At 66.2% G+C, this 19897-nt stretch carries 11 protein-coding genes; 6 read left to right on the forward strand and 5 right to left on the reverse strand.

From position 1 onward, the window contains the following. Positions 1 to 7 precede the first annotated feature (7 nt). Together AC1RM6_RS15000 and AC1RM6_RS15005 are read left to right on the forward strand one after the other, a co-directional pair. A complete protein-coding gene (locus AC1RM6_RS15000; protein WP_493102554.1) occupies positions 8 to 997 on the forward strand; it encodes a HupE/UreJ family protein in 990 nt (329 codons plus the stop codon). Then, positions 994 to 2553, forward strand: a complete 1560-nt coding sequence (locus tag AC1RM6_RS15005) for a tetratricopeptide repeat-containing sulfotransferase family protein (RefSeq protein ID WP_493102555.1) — start codon at positions 994 to 996, stop codon at positions 2551 to 2553. Before AC1RM6_RS15000 ends, AC1RM6_RS15005 begins: the two co-directional genes overlap by 4 nt. 121 nt (positions 2554 to 2674) lie before the next feature. On the opposite strand, the gene AC1RM6_RS15010 is transcribed toward AC1RM6_RS15005, so the two are convergent. Together AC1RM6_RS15010 and AC1RM6_RS15015 are read right to left on the reverse strand one after the other, a co-directional pair. Then, on the reverse strand, positions 2675 to 5080 hold the full coding sequence (locus AC1RM6_RS15010) for a TonB-dependent receptor (RefSeq protein WP_493102557.1): 2406 nt from the start codon (positions 5078 to 5080) through the stop codon (positions 2675 to 2677). A gap of 327 nt (positions 5081 to 5407) precedes the next feature. Next, positions 5408 to 6025: a thioredoxin domain-containing protein gene (locus AC1RM6_RS15015; RefSeq protein ID WP_493102558.1), complete on the reverse strand. Its 618-nt coding sequence runs from the start codon at positions 6023 to 6025 to the stop codon at positions 5408 to 5410. Between the two features lie 296 nt (positions 6026 to 6321). On the opposite strand from AC1RM6_RS15015, the gene AC1RM6_RS15020 reads away from it, so the two are divergent. The 3 genes from AC1RM6_RS15020 to AC1RM6_RS15030 all read left to right on the forward strand — a co-directional run bounded on the left by AC1RM6_RS15020 (position 6322) and on the right by AC1RM6_RS15030 (position 12371). Continuing rightward, entirely contained in the window at positions 6322 to 7803 is a 1482-nt protein-coding gene (locus AC1RM6_RS15020) for an agmatinase family protein (protein WP_493102560.1), read from the forward strand. 280 nt (positions 7804 to 8083) lie between these two features. Next, a complete protein-coding gene (locus tag AC1RM6_RS15025) occupies positions 8084 to 11461 on the forward strand; it encodes a hybrid sensor histidine kinase/response regulator (RefSeq protein WP_493102562.1) in 3378 nt (1125 codons plus the stop codon). Next, positions 11448 to 12371: a response regulator gene (locus AC1RM6_RS15030; protein WP_493102564.1), complete on the forward strand. Its 924-nt coding sequence runs from the start codon at positions 11448 to 11450 to the stop codon at positions 12369 to 12371. The genes AC1RM6_RS15025 and AC1RM6_RS15030 overlap by 14 nt, the downstream gene beginning before the upstream one ends. Positions 12372 to 12679: 308 nt before the next feature. Here AC1RM6_RS15030 and AC1RM6_RS15035 read toward each other — a convergent pair whose 3' ends face one another. From AC1RM6_RS15035 to AC1RM6_RS15045, 3 genes are all read right to left on the reverse strand, one after another. Continuing rightward, the gene (locus AC1RM6_RS15035) at positions 12680 to 14059 is read right to left on the reverse strand and encodes an agmatinase family protein (protein WP_493102566.1); all 1380 of its coding nucleotides are present in this window, start codon (positions 14057 to 14059) and stop codon (positions 12680 to 12682) included. Next, entirely contained in the window at positions 14056 to 15576 is a 1521-nt protein-coding gene (locus tag AC1RM6_RS15040) for an agmatinase family protein (RefSeq protein WP_493102568.1), read from the reverse strand. The genes AC1RM6_RS15035 and AC1RM6_RS15040 overlap by 4 nt, the downstream gene beginning before the upstream one ends. A 155-nt stretch (positions 15577 to 15731) precedes the next feature. Continuing rightward, positions 15732 to 16514, reverse strand: coding sequence for a peptidyl-prolyl cis-trans isomerase (locus AC1RM6_RS15045; RefSeq protein WP_493102570.1), 783 nt, complete (start codon positions 16512 to 16514; stop codon positions 15732 to 15734). A gap of 192 nt (positions 16515 to 16706) precedes the next feature. Between AC1RM6_RS15045 and AC1RM6_RS15050 the strand changes: the two genes are divergently transcribed. Then, positions 16707 to 19700, forward strand: coding sequence for a sensor histidine kinase (locus AC1RM6_RS15050; RefSeq protein WP_493102572.1), 2994 nt, complete (start codon positions 16707 to 16709; stop codon positions 19698 to 19700). Positions 19701 to 19897 lie beyond the last annotated feature (197 nt).

Genomic DNA, 19897 nt, shown 5'->3' on the forward strand with positions numbered 1-19897 from the left:
GACGGCGATGCGCGGCTGCTGGGCGATCGCCCTCTTCATGGTGGCGATGATGGCGGCTCCCGTGCGCGCCGACATCTTCCTTTCGGCCGATTTCGGCCTGTCGCATGGCGAAGAACCCAACAGCTATGAATTCACCGCCGCGGTGCCCGAGACGGTGCAGTCCGCGGCGGCGCCGGTCTGGCCCGAAGGCTGCCGGCAGATCTCGTCGAGCCGCCAGACCGCGGGCGGGCGCGCCCAATATGCGTTCGAGATCGGTTGCGATCGCCCGTTCCGTTCGACCGATGTCGTCCGGACCCCGTGGAAGGTCGACGGCGCCAATTTCGTCACCAACGTCATGGGGGCGCAGGTCGACCGCAGCCTGTCGGGCGATGCCGACGGGGTGACCGTTCCGGTCGGCGAGACCGCCGCTGTCGACCGGCCGCTGCTCGAGATCGCGCGCGATTTCATCGTGCAGGGCATCTTCCACATCTGGATGGGCTGGGACCATCTTTCCTTCGTGCTCTGCCTGTGCCTGCTCGCGCGCGGCCGCGAGCTGATCGGGCTGGTGACGGCGTTCACGATCGGCCATTCGATCTCGCTGGCTTTGGCCTTTTTCGAGGTCGTCCAGGTGCCGATACCGCCGGTCGAGGCGTCGATCGCGCTGTCGATCGCATTCATGGCACGCGAGGCGCTGCTCTCGCGCGGCGAGGCGGCCGGCAGGGGTACCCAGCGCCGCCGCGCTGCGGTGGTGTCGATGTTCGGACTGCTCCATGGCCTGGGCTTCGCCAGCGCGCTCAGCGAACTCGGCGTGTCGCAGGGCGAGCGCCTGCCGAGCCTGGTCTTCTTCAACGTCGGGGTCGAGATCGGCCAGCTGATCTTCGTCGGCATGGTGACGATGATCATGCTCGGACTCAGATCGCTGTCGCTCTCGCAGCCGGTGCGGCAGGCGGCGCTCTACGGGGTCGGCATCATCGGCGCCTTCTGGACGGTCGAACGGGTTATGAGCTTCGTGGCGTGAACCCGGCACGCGCGGCGCTGGCCAAAGGCGATCTCGGCGGGTGCGCGCGGATCGCCACCCAGCGTCTGTCGGTCAACCCGTGCGACGCCGAGGCGCATTTCCTGCTCGGCATCGCGATGGCCGAAGGCGGCCGGATCGCGGCGGCGCTGCAGTCGGTCGAACAGGCGGTGGCGCTCGATGCCGGCAACGCCGAATATCTTGCCCAGCATGGCCGTCTGCTCAGCTTGGCGCGCCGCGAAGCCGACGCCCGGGCCGCGGCCGATCGTGCCGCGGTGCAGGCGGCGGGTGCCGATCCGATGACGATCGACACGATCGGTTGCGTCTATACACGGCTCGGCGATCATGCCGCCGCGTTGCCGCTGTTCGAGCGTGCGGTGGCCGCGGCGCCCGACAATGTCGACTATCGCTTCAACCTCGCCAGCACCTATGGCTTTTTCGATCGGACCGCCGAAGCCGAAGCGCAATATGAAGCCATCCTTGCCTGCGATCCCACCCATGGTCGCGCGCATTTCGGCCTCGCCGGACTGCGCCGGCATGGTGCCGATGCCAATCATGTCGCCCGGCTCGAAAATGCGCTCGCTGCGACCTCCGATCCGACCGACCGGCTGCGCATCCATTATGCCGCCGCCAAGGAATATCAGGACCTCGGCAATCCCGAGGCGGCGTTCCGCCATCTCGACACCGGCAACCGCGCGCACAAGCAGCGAACCGGTTTCACGATCGACGGCGACGCCCGCAATGCGCGGGCGATCCGCGCCGGTTTCGAACGGCCCGGTTATTTCGCCGGTAACAGCGCCGTCGACGACGCGCCGATCTTCGTGGTCGGGATGCCGCGCACCGGCACCACCCTGGTCGATCGCATATTGTCGTCGCATCCCGAGGTGCGGTCTGCCGGCGAATTGCAGGCGATGCCGCTGTCGATCAAGCGGCTCGCCCAGACCCCCTCGCGCCTGGTGCTCGACGAAGCGACGATCGTGGCGGCAGGCGCCCTGTCGCCCGATGCGGTCGGCCGCGCCTATATGCAGCGCGCGCGCCAGCACGAAGGTGCCCAGGCGGGCCGGTTCGTCGACAAGCTGCCGCTGAATTTCCTCTATATCGGCTATATCGCCCGGGCGCTGCCCAACGCCCGCATCGTCTGCCTGCGCCGCAATCCGATGGACAGCATCTGGAGCAACTTCAAGAATCTGTTCGCCACAACGTCGAGCTATTATGCCTATAGCCACGACCTGATCGACACCGCGCGTTTCTATCTGCTGTTCGATGAACTCATCGCCTATTGGCGCCACCGACTGCCCGGCCGGGTGCTCGAATTCGGCTATGAGACGCTGGTCGACGATCAGGAGGGGCAGACGCGCCGCCTGCTCGACCATGTCGGGCTTCCCTGGGACGCGACCTGCCTCGACTTCCATGCCAATCGTGCGCCGGTCGCCACGCCGAGCGCCGCGCAGGTGCGCCGTCCGCTCTACCGCGACGCCGTCCAGCAATGGCGTGCCTATGCCGCCCAGCTCGAGCCCGTCCGCCGTTTCCTGATCGAACAGGGCGTCAACATCGATTGATCCGTGCTGATGAAGCACGCCGTCCGATGCCTATGCCGATCGCCTTTCCGCCCGCCGCACAAAAAATGGCCGCTCCCGAAGGAGCGGCCACCAGTGAAACGGAAGGCTGCCGATCGAGCGATCAGAAGCGGAAGCGGGTTTCGACGCCGAGCACCCGCGGCCGGATCACCGACTTCGAATAATAGCGCAGGACGACACCATCGTTGACGCCGATCTGTTCCTTGGTCTGGCCGACCGAGGTCACCGCATATTTGTCGAACAGATTGTTGGCGAACAGGCTGACGTCCCATTTGTCGGTGGCGTAGGTCGCCGCCACGCGATGGGTGACATAGGCCGGGATCCGCTCGCCGAAGCCGCGGCCGCCGATGCGGGTCAGAACGCCACCGCGATAGGCGGCGGTCCAGTTCAGCTTGAGATCGGCGCCGGATTCGAACGGCACCGTATAGGTGGCGCCAAGCGATCCCGAATTCTTGGGCGAACCTGGCAGGCGATCGCCCTTTTGCCCGTCGACCCGGCCGGCGTTCGTGACGACGATGCCCGGTGCGACCGCGGTCAGGTGGACGTCGTTGTACGAATAGGTGCCCTGGATTTCGAGATGGTCGATCGGCCGCACCGTCAGGTTCGATTCGATGCCCTTCGACACCGCCTTGGCGGCGTTGGCGGTGATCCCGACCGCGCCGTTGATGGTGCGGCTGCCGACCTGGATGCCGTCCCAGTCGATATGATAGACCGCCAGCGAGCCGGTCAGCTTGCGATCGAACAGGCTGTAGCGGACGCCGAGTTCGAGATTCTTGGTCTTGTCGGGTCCGTAGACGAGTTCGTCGGGCAGCGCGCAGACATTCTGGCCGGCGGGCAGCGGCTGGACGCAGGGTGCGACGCGATTGACGCCGCCAATGCGGTAGCCCTTGCTGAAGGTGACATAGGTCATCAGTTCGTCGCTGATCTTGTACGAGCTGTTGAGCTTCCAGACGAAGCCGTCATCGCTGGTGCTGCCCGAACGGACCCGGGTGGGATCGAACTGGATCAGCGGATAGGGGGTACGGCGACGTCCGCCGCTGGTGAACGGCGTGTCGGTGCCGCCGGTCACGTCGGCTTCATATTTGAAATAGCGGCCGCCGGCGGTGACCTGCCATTTCGGGGTGATCTGATAGGTGCCCTCGCCGAAGATCGCCTTCTCGGTGGTCTTCGAATTCACGAACGAGATATATTCGAGATCGTCGGGACGGTTGATCTTCGCATAGGCCGCATAGCCGGGCGTATATTCGTTGCGGACCTGGTCGTTCTTGAACTGGTTGTAGAAGCCGCCGAGCACCCAGCTGAACGGTCCGCCATGTGCCGACACCAGGCGGATTTCCTGGTTGAACTGCTTGTAGGTGATGTCCGACGGCGCATAGGACGAGAAGGCCGGGAACAGCTCATAGTCATAATCGAGATCGAGCAGCAGATCGGTGTTGTCGGTGGTGCTGGTGATCTTCTGCTTGGTGTAGGCGGTCGACGAGACGAGGTTCGCGAAGTCGAACAGATTGGCGTTCAGTTCGAGCGAGACGAGATGCGACTCGCGGCGCGACGGCTCGAGATAGCGCGAGGCGCGCTCATATTTGCCGGTGCCGAGCACGCCGGCGCTGTTCGACTGATAGCCGTCGGTCTTGGTGAGCTGATAGGCATAGGTCAGATAGGCCTTCAGATCGTCGTTCGCCTGCAGCAGCAGCGTGTTGCGGCTGGTGAGGGTACGTTCGAAATTGGCGTCCTTGTGCTTTTCGAAATTCGCGGCCTGCTGGGCATCGGTGCCGAGCGACAGCGTGCCCGGCTGCGGCAGCGAGACGCCGGGCGACTTCAGCACATAATTATAGTCGATGAAGCCCGGTTCGAACGTGTAGCCGATGACCGAACGCAACGCGACATGGTCGGCGACGATCGGGATGTTGAACGCGGCGTCGCCGGTATAGCCGATGTCGGCGCTGTGCGCGGTGGTCGAGCTGCGCAGATGGACATAGCCTTCGACCTGGCTGGCGTTCGGGCGCTTGGGGATATAGCGGATCGCGCCGGCCAGCGTGCCGGCGCCGTACAGCGTGCCCTGCGGCCCGAGCAGCACTTCGACCCGGTCGATGTCGAGCAACTTGAAGTCGAGGTAGAGCGGGACTTCGCCGAGATAGGTCGCGACCGCATTCTCGTTGTTGCTGCCGCCGATACCGGTGTCGTTGGCCGACAGGCCGCGCAGGACGATCTTGCTGGCGCTGCGCGAACCGGTGTCGAGCACGGTGACGCCGGGGGTGAAGTTGGCGAGATCGCGAATGTCGGCGATGCCCTTCGATTCGATCTGCTCGGACGACAGCGCGGCGATGTTGATCGGCGCGTCCTGCAGCGAAACCGAGCGGCGCGTGCCGGTGACGATGATGGCGTCGCCGTCACCGGCGTCGGCGGCGGCTTCGGCCGGGGCGATCGTCTGGGCATGGGCCGAAATGGACAGGGTGCTGGCCAGGGCGGTGGCGGACAACAGGGCATAGCTCTTCAAGGATCGGCGCAACATGATTCCCCCTTTTTTGTGATTCCGTGCCGGATCGGCGTCCTCGCCGCTCCCACCCAGGCGATCTTCGCGTGTCGCCATTCGATGCCGCAGGCCGCGGGATCGACCCGTGCATCAGGAGCCTCGCAAGGGTGCGGATACCCCCCCTCCGTGCCTATGGGGCGTTTGACGTATGCGGGCACGTATCGATTAACAGTCTGACTTTAATAAGATTATTTCGGGGTTATGCGCTTGGGTGGCCCGCCGATGCCGGCGATTCGCCATTCGGTGACATGCGTTGGAATGAGGTTCTGAGAGATGGTGCGACCCTTGATCGGGGCCGCGCGACCGCTATCCGCGTGCGGCCTCGATCGATGCGATCCGATCGTCGCCATCGGCGTCGCGTGACCGTTCGGCGGCCCGCGCGGCATCGGCATGGGCTTTGCCCGCGACGATCAGATTATGCAGATCCTCGCGCCGGTCGACCTGACCGATCGCGCCCAGCACGCCGTTGGGTGCGATCAGCGCCGCGGTCGGCAGCCGGGCGATCCGATAGGCCTTGCCGATCTGCGCGCTGAGCGCGAAATCGAAGCCATCCATCCGGTAGCGTTTCACCATCGCGCCATATCCGTCGCCCCGGCCATCGCCGACGAAGACCAGCCGCAACCCCTCGGCGCGCGCGAGCACCATCGCGACCGGCACGATCTTCCGGCACGGGGTGCAATCGGGGGCGACGAACAGCAGCAAGGATGGCTGCCCGTCGTGCGCGCGGCCACCGACGCTGATCACTCCTCCGGTGATGCCCGCGCCGGCGACCATCGGCGCGACGTCGCCGGCCTGCGGGCCATAAGCGGCGTTCGGATGGGCGGATCCTTCGCGCAGCGTTTCGATCTGCCGCGCCAGCGCGATCACTGCGACGATCAGCAGCGCCACCACGACCCACAGCAGGAAGGTCGACGCGATCAGCATGAGGGCGGCAACATCGTCGGGAAATTCTCCATGAAATGCCGCGGGCGACCCGGCCCGGATGCGGGGCGCCGTTCGAGGACCATGTCTCTCGTCGCCCAAGGCTGGCGGGAGGGCCGGGATGCGGCCATGGGGCATTTGACGTAGCCTCGACCGTCGCGGGCATCGCGACGGCGGCGGCGATGCCATCGCCCGCCGGCCGCGGCGCGGCGGCCGGCTACGTCAATCGCCCCATATCGGCCGGCCTCTTCCGCCGTTTAGCCTGCACCCGAAAATCCATTGTCGTCGGGGGATCGCAGATGAAATTCAAACCTGTCGTCGCGGGCATGTTGCTGGCCGGGGTGGCGTTCGTCTCGGCAACGATCGCGCTGGGCTCCGACAATGTTAAGCCGCCGGCCTGGCTCGAGCCCAAGATCGCAAAATTGTCGAAGGAGAAGCGCGATTTCCTGCTGTCGGACAAGGCCGAGGGCATGGCCGGTTCGTTCGACAAGCTGTTCCAGCGCCTGCAGAACAAGACCTCCGGCGAGATCGAGGCCTATGTCGACGGCATGATGTCGGTGGTCGATGCCGGCAAGTTCCACCCCGAGACCGACATGGCGTCGATCCCGCTCGACACCAGCCAGCCCGGTTTCAACAACTGGAAGACGATGCGGCCGAAGATCCTGACGCTGCCGCGCGAGCCCGGTCCGATCAACCTGAGCTATTATATGAACGGCCGCGGCGGCATCGCCACCTTCGCCAATTCGCCGGTGGCGATCTATCCCGAGGACCTGGTCGCCGGGAAGGTCGACGTCGCGATCGTCGGCGCGCCGCTCGACATGGGATCGGGCTATCGCGGCGCCAGGGGCGGCCCCCAGGCGCTGCGCGATCTCTACGGCGCGGGCGGCATCGACATGTTCACGATGGTCGACCCGTCGAAGGAGCTCAACATCGTCGACTATGGCGACATCGCCGTCGACAATATGAGCACCGAGCGCACCGTCCACCATGTCCGCGAGCGCGTCGCCGAGATCGCGAAGACCGGGACGATCCCGTTCATCGTCGGCGGCGACCATAGTCTCGAATATTCGGACGTTGCCGGCCTCGCCGACATCCATGGCAAGGGCAGCTTCGGGGTCGTCCACTTCGACTCGCATTTCGACGCGGGCCAGGGCGGCGTCCATTTCATCACCCATGGCGCCCCGGTCTACCGCGCGGTCAAGGAAGGCCATGTCCTCGGCAAGAACTATATCCAGGTCGGCCTGCGCGGCCCCTGGCCGGGGGCCGAGGGCTTCGAATGGATGCGCAATAACGGCGTGCGCTATCATGCGATGCCCGAGATCGAGAAGAGCGGCTGGGAGACGGTGATGGAGCGCGCGCTCAAGGAAGCGCGCGAGGGCGGCAAGAAGCTGTTCATCAGCTTCGACGTCGACGTGCTCGACCCCGCCTTCGCGCCGGCGACCGGGACCCCGGTGCCGGGTGGGCTGACGATGCGCGAGGTGCTGCCGATCATGCGCCGGCTGTGCGCCGAGAACGACATCGTCGGCTTCGAGATCGTCGAGGTCGCGCCGCAGATCGACCCGAGCTACCGCACCGCGCTCAATGCCAATTTCGTGATGCATGCCTGCCTGACCGGCATCGCCATGCGCAAGAAGGGGATCAAGCAGGTCAATTTCCTGTCCGATCTCACCACCGAGCATATGCAGCCCGAAGCCGGGTTGAAGGGCGAGCGCGAGGGCAAGGTCGAGAAGGTCGATCCCGCCTATGCCCGGCCGAAGCCGTACAAGCGGCCGACCACCTGATCCATCGGTGCGCGATCCGGCGACACCGGGGTCGCGCACCGCCGACTGACCTATACGTCAAACACACTATGTCGGCGACTCGGGGGTGCCCGCACAACCGGCGGCATGGCCTCTCTCCGCCTCGCTCCCGCCCCGAACGGCCCGCCTCGCATGGCTGGCCGGCGCGCGGGCGGCCATTGCGGTCATTTCTTGTTCACCCGCCCGTGGGACTATAACCGCGCCAGGATCGCCGCCGGCTTCGTCCCGAAGCCAGGCCGCCTGCCAGAGCCACGGAGATAGGATGAACCGTCCCGCGTATATCTACCGGGAGAAGCGTCTCTATAACAAATGGGCCGCCAGCCAGACGCTGGAGGACTATGCGCTGCGCTATACCGCCGATCATGCGCGGATCTGGTCGGCCGGGCGGGTCGCCAACACCGCGGCCGGCGCCGCGGCCTTTCTCGCCTGCGAGGCGATCGGCGCCACGATCACGCTGGCCTACGGCTTTTCGAACAGCGTCGCGGCGATCGCCGCGGCGGTGGTGCTGATGTTCGTGATCGGCTTTCCGATCGCCTATCATTCGGCCAGGCAGGGACTCGACATCGACCTGCTCACCCGCGGTGCGGGCTTCGGCTATCTCGGCTCGACGATCACCTCGCTGATCTACGCCTCCTTCACCTTCCTGCTCTTCTCGGTCGAGGCGAGCATAATGGCGGTCGCGTTGGCGGCGATGTTCCACATCCCGATGAGCCTGGCCTATGTGGCGAGCTCGCTGGTCGTGATCCCGATCGCGCTCTACGGCATGAGCGTCATCACCCGGTTCCAGGCGATCACCCAGCCGGTCTGGGTGCTGATCCAGCTCGCGCCGATCGCCTATATATTATGGCTCGGCCAGCCCGCGCTCGAGCAGTGGAGCAGTTTCACCGGCCAGTTCGGCCTCCACGACGGCAGCGTCAGCCTGCTCTATTTCGGACTGGCCTTCTCGACCTTGTTGTCGCTGCTGCCGCAGATCGGCGAGCAGGCCGATTATCTGCGCTTCCTGCCGTCGCAGGCCAAGACCGGCGCCAGGCGCTGGTGGCTGTCGCTGATCGTCAGCGGGCCCGGCTGGACGCTGATCGGCGGCACCAAGCTGCTGCTCGGCTCGTTCCTCGCCGACTATGCGCTGCGCCATGCGGTGGTGCCTGCGAATGCGGCGAGCCCGACCGACCTGTTCCTGACGATCTTCACCTCGATGACGAGCCGCCCCGGGCTGGCGCTGGCGATCACCGGCATCTTCGTGATCGTCTGCCAGCTCAAGATCAATGTCACCAACGCCTATGCCGGCTCGATCGCCTGGTCGAACTTCTTCGCGCGGCTGACCCACAGCCATCCGGGGCGCGTGGTCTGGCTGATCTTCAACGTGCTGCTGTCGCTGCTGCTGATGGAGGTCGGCATCCTCGGCGCGATCGAGGGCATATTGATCCTCTACGCCAATGCCGCCGCCGGCTGGATCGGCGCGCTGGCGGCCGACCTGATGGTGTCGAAGCCGCTCGGCCTCTCGCCCAGGGGAATCGAGTTCAAGCGCGCGCATCTCTACGACATCAATCCCGTAGGGGTCGGGGCGATGGCGCTGTCGCTCGCCGCCTCGACAGTGTCGCATATCGGCCTGCTCGGCGCGTTGATGCAGGCGTTCGCGCCGGCGATCGGGCTGGCGGTCGCCTTCGTCGCGGCGCCCGCGATCGCGCTCGCGACCCGCGGCCGCTATTATCTCGCCCGCGCGTCGAGCCTGCCCGCCGACGGCGAACCACTGTCCTGCGTGATCTGCGAGAATGATTTCCAGCCGCACGACATGGCGCATTGCCCGGTCTACGCCGCGCCGATCTGCTCGCTGTGCTGCACGCTCGAGGCGCGCTGCCACGATCGCTGCAAGGAGAACAGCCGCGCCGCCGAGCAGGTCGCGCACTGGCTCGAGCGGCTGCTGCCCGACCGCATCGCCCGCTATGTCCACACGCCGGTCGGCCATTTCATCGGGGTGATGTCGCTGATCACCCTGTGCAACGCGCTGGTCCTCAACATCGTCTATTCCGAATATGTCGGCCGCTATCCCGGCACCGGCGCGGTGATCGGGCCGGTGCTGCTCGGCGTGTTCTTCATCTTCTTCGTGCTGGCGGGGATCGCCGCATGGATCATCGTGCTCGCGCATGAAAGCCGCCGCGGCGCGATGAAGGAAACCCAATATCATCTGCAGATGCTGGTCGAGGAGATCGCCGCGCACGAGGTCACCGACAGCCAGCTCCAGAAGGCGAAGGAGGCCGCCGAACTCGCCAATGCCGCCAAGAGCCGCTACCTCGTCAATGTCAGCCACGAGATCCGCTCGCCGCTCAATTCGATCTACGGCTATGCGCAGCTGCTCGAGCGCGGCAGCGACGTCTCGCCGGTCGAGGCCGCCAAGGTGATCCGGCGCAGCTCGGAACATCTCACCAACCTGGTCGAGGGGCTGCTCGACATCTCGCAGGTCGAAAGCGGGGTGTTGCGGATCAGCCGCGACACGGTGCGGCTGCCGTCCTTCCTCGACCAGCTCGCCAACATGTTCCGGCCGCAGGCACACGCCAAGGGGATCAACTTCGTCTTCGAGCGGCCCGAACGCCTGCCCGAATTCGTCCACACCGATCAGAAGCGGCTGCGCCAGATCCTGATCAACGTGCTGTCGAACGCGATCAAGTTCACCGAACGCGGCGAGGTCGCCTTCCGCATCAAATATCGCAGCCAGCTGGCGACCTTCGAGATCAGCGACACCGGCATCGGCATCGACCCGAAGGATCTCAAGAAGATCTTCGATCCGTTCGAGCGGGGCAGCAATCCCAACGTCCAGCGCCAGCAGGGGGTCGGGCTGGGGCTGTCGATCACCCACGCCCTCGTCCAGATCCTCGGCGGCGAGATCAAGATCAGGAGCGAACCCGGCGTGGGGACCAGCTTCACGATCAGGCTGATGCTGTCGCAGGCGGCCGGCAGCGCGGTCCCCGAGGGCGCGAGCGGCGACGCGGTCAGCGGCTATGCCGGTGATCGCCGGTCGGTGTTGCTGATCGACGACGACCCCACCCAGATCTCGGTGCTGCGCAACCTGCTCGAACCGATCGGCTTCACCGTCTATACCGCGCTCGACGGCGAGAGCGGGCTGGTGCTGGCGGGGCAGACCCATCCCGACCTGGTGCTGCTCGACATCACCATGCCGGGGATATCGGGCTGGGAGACCGCGCGCCGGCTGCGCGAGGCGCATGGGACGGCGGTGCGGATCGTCATGGTGTCGGCCGACGCCCATGAATTCCGCCGCGGCGGGGACGGATATGAAGCGCATGACATGTTCCTGATGAAGCCGGTCGAGCTCAACACCCTGCTCGACACGATCGCCGACCAGCTCGGGCTCGAATGGTCGGGCAGCGAGCCGCCGCCGTCGAAATCGACCGGGCTCGCCGGAGGCGTCCCCGCGCCGCTCGCCGCCGAAGCCCGGCCGTTCGTGAGCGCGCTCGAACAGCTCGTCCGGATCGGTCATGTCCGCGGCATCGAGGGCAAGATCCGCGAAATGGAGAGCGCGGTTCCCGACACCGCCCCGTTCGCGCGCGACCTGCTCGCTTTGCTCGACCGCTTCGATCTCAAGGGACTCGGGACATTGCTCAAGACCAGGCAGGATGATGGCCGCTGAACTTCCCCCCCGCGAGGTCGTCCTCGTCATCGACGACACGCCCGAGACGCTGCGGTTCCTGACCGACACGATCGATCGTGCCGGCATGACCGTGCTGATCGCCACCAGCGGCGAGGCGGCGATCGAACTGCTCGACCATATCACCCCCAGCCTGATCCTGATGGATGCGGTGATGCCCGGCATGGGCGGGTTCGAGGCGACCCGGGCGATCAAGCGCAACAGCGCCTGGGCGCATATCCCGGTGATCTTCATGACCGGGCTCACCGAGAGCGAGCATGTCGTCAACGCGCTCGAGGCGGGCGGGGTCGACTATGTCCGCAAGCCGATCGTCGTCGAGGAACTGCTGGCCCGCGTGCGGGTCCACCTCGCCAACGCCAAGATCGCCCATGGCAGCCAGATCGCGCTCGACGCCACCGGCCGCCACCTGCTCGCGGTCGATGCAGATGGCGGGCTGCTCTGGTGCACCCCGCATAGCGAACAATTGCTGAGCGATCTCGACCCGGCCTGGTCGAAGGAGGATGGCACCGTCCCGGCGATGGTCGGCGGCGCGATCGCCCGGCTGGTCGCGAGCGATGTCGCGAGCGGTGGCAGCGTCAAGATCGAGCTGCCGGGATCGACCCTCGAGATATTGCTGGTCGCGCGCTGGAAACGCGACGAGATCCTCGTCCGGCTCAACATGATCGGCCAGAGCGCCGACATCGAGCGGCTCCAGGCCCGCTACAACCTGACCCCGCGCGAGGCCGAGGTGCTGCTGTGGATCAGCAACGGCAAGCCCAACCGGGTGATCAGCGAGATATTGGGGATCAGCCCGCGGACGGTGAACAAGCATCTCGAGCATTTGTTCGAGAAGCTGGGGGTCGAGACCCGCGCCGCCGCCGCCGCGTTCGCGGTGCGCACGACGTCGCGCTGAGCCCGGATATTCAGGGTCGCCCCGGCCTTGTGCCGGGGTCCATGGCTATTTCCACACAGGCCGGCATTGCGGTTCAAACGCAACCGATGTCGATGGACCACCAAGCTTTCGATACTGGCATTTGTCGCACCAGCCATGGGCCCCGGCACAAGGCCGGGGAGACGGTGGGGCTAGAGCATTTTCAAGTCAGGTGGAATCACCTGACGGCTCGGAAAATGCGGAAAACAAAGGCTATTAGAGCATGTTCTGATCGATTTGATCAGGACATACTCTAGGGACCGGGCGGTCGATCCGTCCGGCCCCGAAACTCAGTTCCCCGCCTTGCGCTGGGCGATGCCCGCCAGGCACGAGTGCATGATATAATTGGCGTTCTGCGCGGTCTTGTAGGTCGTATCGAGGATCGGCGCCGGATCGAGGACCTCGAAGCCGACGACCTTGCTCTGCGAACACAGCATCCGCACCAGCGGCACCGCTTCGCGCATCGTCAGGCCGTTCGGGACGGGCCGGCCGACCGCGGTCGCATAAACCGGGTCGAGGACGCTCAGGTCGAACGAGATGAACAGATGGTCAGGGCCGGCGCGGACCTCGTCGAGCGCCTTCTTGACCACGCTCTGCCAGCCGTCCCTCTCGATGTCGGCCATGCTGTGGAAGCGCACCCCCTGCGACCGCATCCGGTCGAGATCGGCGGTGCTCGCCTCGCCGCCGCGCAGGCCGACCTGGACGATGTCGCCGCCGGCGATGATGCCGTCGCCGATCAGGCGGCGGACCGCCTGGGTGTCCGAGATCAGATGTTCGCTCTTCTGATCGCCTTCATAATGTGCGTCGAGCTGGATCACCCCGACCTTGCCCTTGCCATAGACGTCGACCATCGCCGCGACGTCCGGGTACATCAGCGAATGGTCGCCGCCGACGATGAACGGCACCGCGCCGGTCGAGGCGATGTCGCCGATCATGAAGCGGACATGGTCGATCGTCCGCTCGACGCTCATATAATCGATCGAGATATCGCCGAAGTCGGCGAGCCGTAGCGCCAGCGCGGGATCGATGCCGGTATAGATGTCGGTGCCGACCAGCCCGTCCGATCCGCGCAGGAACATCGGGCCATGCTTGCCGTCGCGCCAGCCCGAGCTGAAATCGAGCGGCACCCCGACGAACGCGACCTCGACCTTGCCCGCGACCAGATCCTCCTTGCGCAGCGCGATCGGCGCATGGGCGAAGGTGCGGACGCCGCCCTTGTCGAACATATAATGGTCGAGGCTGAATGGGCCCGGCTCGCGCGGATATTCGTCGAACAGCGCCGGCTTCAGCGTCGTGCTGCCGTTGAAGCCGGTGGCGCCCGGGTTGAGCGCGATCTCGGCGCTGTCGACTCCGGGCTGAAAGCGCGAGTCGGCGACGACCTGCATCAGTCCGGTGACATAGGCGTCGACCTCGGCCGGGGTCCGGGTGCGGAACGCGTCCTCGACCTTCTGCGGGATCAGCATCAACTGCGGCAGATTGTCCGATTCGGAGATGAAGGCGCGCTTGTCGGCCGACAGCGCCTCGACCTTCGGCGCGACATCGGCGGCGAAGCCGATCGGCTTGGCCAAGGCCTCGGCGGACAGCGTCGCCGTCGACAGGAAGGTCGCGGCAAGCAGGGCGGCGACCGGAATCTGGCCGCGTCGGCCATGGGCGAACAGGCGGCGGATCATTTGCGGGCTCCCTTCTTGGGGCTGCTCTTGGCGGTCTTGGGGCTTTCGTCCTTGGCGCTCGACGACAGCGGGCTCAGCCAGTGCGGCTGGGTCAGCCCCTTCTTGCGCATCGCGATGCCGGCGAGGCAGGCATTGACCAGGAAATCGCTGTTGAGCGCGGTCTTGTAGCTGGTGTCGAGATAGGGGGCGACCTCGACGATATCCATGCCGACGACGTTGTTCTCGGCGCACAGCCGTCGCATGATCGGCTGCGCCTCGCGCATCGTCAGCCCACCCGGAACCGGGGTGCCGGTGCCGGGCATGAAGGCCGGGTCGAGCACGTCGACGTCGAACGAGATCCAGATCTTGTCGGTGTTGCGCTTCGCCTCGGCGACCGCCTTCTCCATCACCGCGGCCCAGCCGATCTTCTCGACCTCGACCATCGTGTGATAATTCATGCCCTGCTCGCGCATCCACTTGAAGGTGGCGACGTCGGGGCCGCGCGCGCGCAGGCCGACCTGGACATAATTCTTGCCGAGCACATGGCCTTCGTGGAGCACCCGGTAGACCGGCTGGCCATGGTCGATCAGATGCACGCGGTCGCTGCCGGCGTCATAATGCGAATCGAAATGGACGACGCCGATCTTGCCTTTGCCGTAGACGTCGGCCATCGCCGCGACATTGGGATATTCGAGGCTGTGGTCGCCGCCGACGACGATCGGGATCGCCCCGGTCTTCGCGATCTCGCGCACCACCTCGCGGACATGGTCGACGCTGCGCTCGGTGCTCAGATTGTCGATCGCGATGTCGCCATAGTCGGCGATCCGCATCGCCCGGCCCGGATCGATCATCGAATACATGTCGTTGCCGAACGGCCCCTGCGCGCCCATCGCGGTGCGCATCGCCGCCGGGCCGTTCTTCGCGTCACGATAGCCCGAACCCATGTCGAGCGGCGCGCCGACGATCGCGACGTCGACCTTGCCGGCCTTGAGATCCTCGGGGGTCAGCGCGACCGGCGCATTGGCGAAGGTCGCGAAGCCCGATCCGAAGCCGCCGACATAGCGCGACAGCGCGATCGGGCCCGGCGTGCGCTTGGGGTTGAGCGCGGCGGGGCGCTTGACCTTCCACGCGTTGAAGCTCGGCGAGCTGCTGTCGAGCGCGATCACCCCCTTGTCGCGGCCGGGCTTGAAATCGACCTGGTCCTGCAGGCCGAGCATGACGTCGACATAGCTGGCGAGCTGGGCCGGGTTCAGCGTGCGGAAGCGCGCGAACATCGCTTCGGGCTTCACGATCCGCCGGCTCTTGCCGCTCTTCACATAGTCGAGCTGCTTGGGCGACAGCGTCGACAGCTTGGCCTGGAGGTCGGCCGGAATCTCGATCGGTTCGGGCTTTTCGGGCTTGCGGTCGACACCCGCCGGCTGCGCGTCCTGCCCCGACACCGCCTGCGGCGCCGCCGAGGCGGAGGCGGCGAGCAGGGCGAGCGCGGATATGGCGATAGCGGTCTGGGCGAAAGCCGTTGGATAACGAGCGGTTCGCATTGGGTCTCCTCTACGGGGCGGGCGTCTTCGGCTCGGGAAAGGGGGCACGGAACGGGTACGGCATCAGGGCTAGCGAAGCGATGCCGGTCCCGGCATCGGGCATTTGACGTACGCCGCGGAATCGCGCCGGAAACCGTGCGGAACCGGCCGATCGCTCAAGGGGCGACGACAATCGCATAGTCCTTTTTCAGCCGGGCGATCTCGGTGGCGAGCGCGGCCTGGCTTGCCGACGTCAGATAGTCCTGGCGAACCTGGTCACGGACCTCGTCATAAGGCCGGCGCGTCGTGCCGAAACGCTGGCCGACCCGGACGAAATGCCAGCCGCGCGACGATTTGACCGGGCCGATCCACATCGCCGTCGGCGCCTTGCGCAGCGTGTCGAGGAAGGGCAGCCCGAACATGCTGCTGATCATCGATTCGCCGTAGCGCGACATCGCATGACCCATCCAGAAATCGTCGCCGGCGACCGTCTGGCCGGCGTCGAGATGGGCAAGGATTTCGACATCGTTCTTCGGCGGCTGCGCGAAGAACACATGGTCGAAGCTCATGCTCGGCTCGATCTGGTAGAGGCCGGGATGTTTCGCATAATAGCTGCGCAGCTGGGCTTCGGTCGGATCGGCGGGCTGCTTGACGGTCAGGAAGCGCATCTTGTCGATCATCCGCTGGCGGATCGATCGATCGGTCAGATGGACCCCGCGCCTGACCGCCTCGCGGAACAGCAGCTCGTCGGCGATATAATTGTCGGTCACCATCTTCTTCTCGGCGGCGTCGGGGCGATGGCCCGACAGCGTCGCATAGTCCTCGGCGAGACCCGCCTGGGTCTCGTGCGAGACCTCGATCCGTTCGTCGCGGGCATGGAGAAGGTGATAAGCGAGGAACAGTCCGCCGCCGATCAGCAGGAAGACGATCAGCGGCTCGCGCCGGAGCAGGTGGCCCAAGGAAGCAGGAAAAAGTCGCATCGCCCCGGTTCGTGTCGAGAAAGCTGAAAACTGCATGCGCCTTGGCGCCTGCCACCGACCTACGTCAAATGACGCATCGCCGCACCCCGCCACCCGAACGGGGCGCTCGCCGCCGGCCGGGGGCGATGCTAGGGGATCGGCCGCAATGTCGCGCGGGGGCTGCAGGGTTGGATGCGGGCTGATCGTCTGATCGCTGTGGTTATCGCGTTGTTCGCCGCAGGTGTCGCCACTGCCGCCGCGCTGCCGCCGATCCGCGCGTTCAAGCATATGAGCTGGTCGCTCGAGGGCGGCGCGCCGAGCCGTATCAACGCGATCGCCCAGTCGCGCGACGGCTATCTGTGGATCGGCAGCGTCGACGGGCTGTTCCGTTTCGACGGCGTCACCTTCGAGAAGATCCATCCCGACCGGCGCGACGATGCCAATCCGGTCGTCGCCGAGATATTGGGCGCGCGATCGGGCGCGCTCTGGGCGGGCCTCGCGCGGAGCGGCGGGGTGATGGTCTATCGCGGCGGCCATCTCGTCGATGCGCATATGCCCAACCCCTCGCGCGAGGTGACCGGGCTGGCCGAAGGCGCGGACGGCACCATCTGGGTCGCGCGCGGTGGGCGCACCCGCGACATCCTCGCGGCCTATGCCCAAGGCCGATGGCGCGAACTCGGGCCGGCGCAGGGGCTGCCCGACCAACGCATCTGGGGACTGCATGTCTCGCGCGACGGCACGCTCTGGGCGGTGCTCGCCGAGACGATCGTCTTCAAGCGCCCCGCCGCGGACCGGTTCGAGCCGACCGGCGAGCGCATCACCGCGCGCGCCAGCCTCGCTGAGGATCCGAAGGGGCGGATCTGGGTGTCGGACGCGCGTTCGACCCGGTTGCTGCGGCCGCGGGCGAAGGCGGGGGGGACCGACAAGGTCGCGGACGGCTTCCCTCATGCCGATGCCGTCGGTGGCAGCCGGATCCTGTTCGACCAGGCCGGGCGGCTCTGGGGCACGACCTGGACCGACGGCATCTTCCAGATCCCGCCCGATCTGAACGGCAGCGGAGTCTCGGTCGACCGCAACCAGGCGCGGATCGCCGGTTTCACCGCCGCCGACGGGCTGACATCGGACCAGACCCACGCATTGTTCGTCGATCGCGAAAATGATGTGTGGATCGGGAGCGAACTCGGCCTCGATATGCTGCGGCCCGCCGGGCTGGTGGTCGAGCCGAACATTCCGGCCAATTCGCCGCAAGGCTATCGGATCGCCGCGGCGCCCGACGGGGCGGTCTATATTTCCGACAGCGACGCGATCTACCGCATCGCCCCGCGGGGGGCCGCCCGGCTGGTCGTGAAGACGTCGAGCCTGCCGGGCGCGCTCTGTGCCTCGGCGAACGGGGTGTGGGCGACGCTCGACACCCAGATCCTGCACATCGCCGGCACCACGATCAGCCGCTTCGCCAAGCCCGACGTCAATGCCTATGGCTGTGCCGAGGACGCCGCCGGCCGGCTGTGGATGCCCGCCGCCGACAAGGGGCTCTACTGGTTCCAGGCGGGGGTCTGGCATCGCTGGCCCGGCCTTTCCTCCGACGTCGGGATTCCCGCCAATATCGCGCCCGCTCCCGATGGCCGCGCCGCGATCCTGTTCCGGTCGAAACCGCCGCGCTTCGCCGCCGCGCCGTTCGAGCCGATCTTCAAGGAGCGCTTCGACGTCGGTGGTCTCGAGGGGCTGTCGGGCGGGGTGTCGGCGCTCTATGTCGGCGGGGCGAAGGGGTTAGCCCGGCTGCGGGCGGGATCGGTCGCGACCCTCGCCGCGACCCGCTATCCGTGGCTCGCCTCGATCAACGGCCTCGTCCAGACCGCAGCAGGCGAGACCTGGACGATCGGCGATGCCGGGATCGTCCGGATGCGGTCGGCGGCGCTCGACGTGGCCTTTGGGCGCGGCGGCGCGCTGCTGCACGAGATTTTCGACTTTCGCGACGGCCTCAACAGCTTCGCGCAAAAGACTCCGGGTGCGCAGGCGGCGGTGGGCGGCGACGGACGGCTCTGGTTCCTCACCCGGCGCAACATCCTCTATGTCGATCCCGCGACCCTCCACCGCAACCGGCTGGCGCCGCCGGTGGTGATCCGGTCGATCTCGACCGCGACCGCCCGCTACCGTCACCCGCAGGATATCGCGCTGCCGGCGGGCACTACCAGCCTGACGATCGGTTACACTGCGCTCAGCCTCTCGGTCCCCAGCCGGATCCAGTTCCGCTACCGGCTCGAGGGGCGCGACGAAGGCTGGATCGAGGCGGGCAATCGCCGGGTGGCGGCCTATGACAATCTGGGGCCGGGCGACTATCGGTTCAGGGTGCTCGCCAGCAACAATGACGGGCTGTGGAATCGCCAGGGCGCCGGCGTCACCTTCTCGATCCCGCCGACCTTGACCCAGAGCTGGGGATTTCGCGCCGCCTGCGTGCTGGGCGTGGGCCTCCTGCTATGGGGCATCTACAGCCTGCGGTTGCGCCAGGTCGCCTATCAGGTGCGGTCGCGGGTCGAGGAGCGCGCGCATGAGCGTGAGCGTATCGCGCGCGAGCTTCACGATACGCTGCTCCAGGGGGTCCAGGGGTTGATCATCCGCTTCCAGTGCGTCGCCGACGATCTGCCCGCGGGCGAGCCGATTCGGGACTTGCTCGAAAGCGCGCTCGACCGGGCCGATCAATTGCTCGCCGAGGGCCGCGAAAGCGTGCTCAACCTGCGGCTGTCCGACGATCGGCCGCTCGAGGTGATTCTCTGTGAGCTGGCCGAACTGCAACCCTTCGCGCCGGAGGTCCGAATCGACGTCGGCACGATCGGTACGTCGCGGCCGCTCCGGTCGGTGGTGGTCGAGGAGGTCGTGCGGATCGCCGGCGAGGCGCTGTTCAACGCCGCGCGCCATGCCCGGCCGCAGCTGGTCGAGCTTCGCCTGACCTTCGGCCGCAAGGCGATGCGGTTCGATTTTGTCGACGACGGGATCGGTTTCGACATGCGCCTGGCCCGCGTCGCCGAACAGAAAGGCCATTTCGGGCTGGTCGGCATGCGCGAGCGCGCCGAGCGAATGGGCGCGACCCTGTCGATCCGCAGCGCGCCGGGATCGGGAACGACGGTTTCGCTGACCATTCCGGCATCGGTTGCCTATGCGCGCAGGCGCAAACCGGCTCGAAAAACCTGAATATCAGCGGATTTTCGGGATTGTCGCGATCACCCCATGAAAGGATGATGGTGCCAGGAGAGGACTCACAAATCCGTTTTAATTATTTGAAATCAAATCATTACGATGTTGAGCTCGCCGAGGCATGTACCCTCGATATACCCCCAAAACGGAATCATTGCACGGTTCGATGCCCGAATTTGCCCCGTTTTATGAAT

It is taken from the genome of Rhizorhabdus sp. GW822-FHT03C02 (assembly GCF_058801765.1).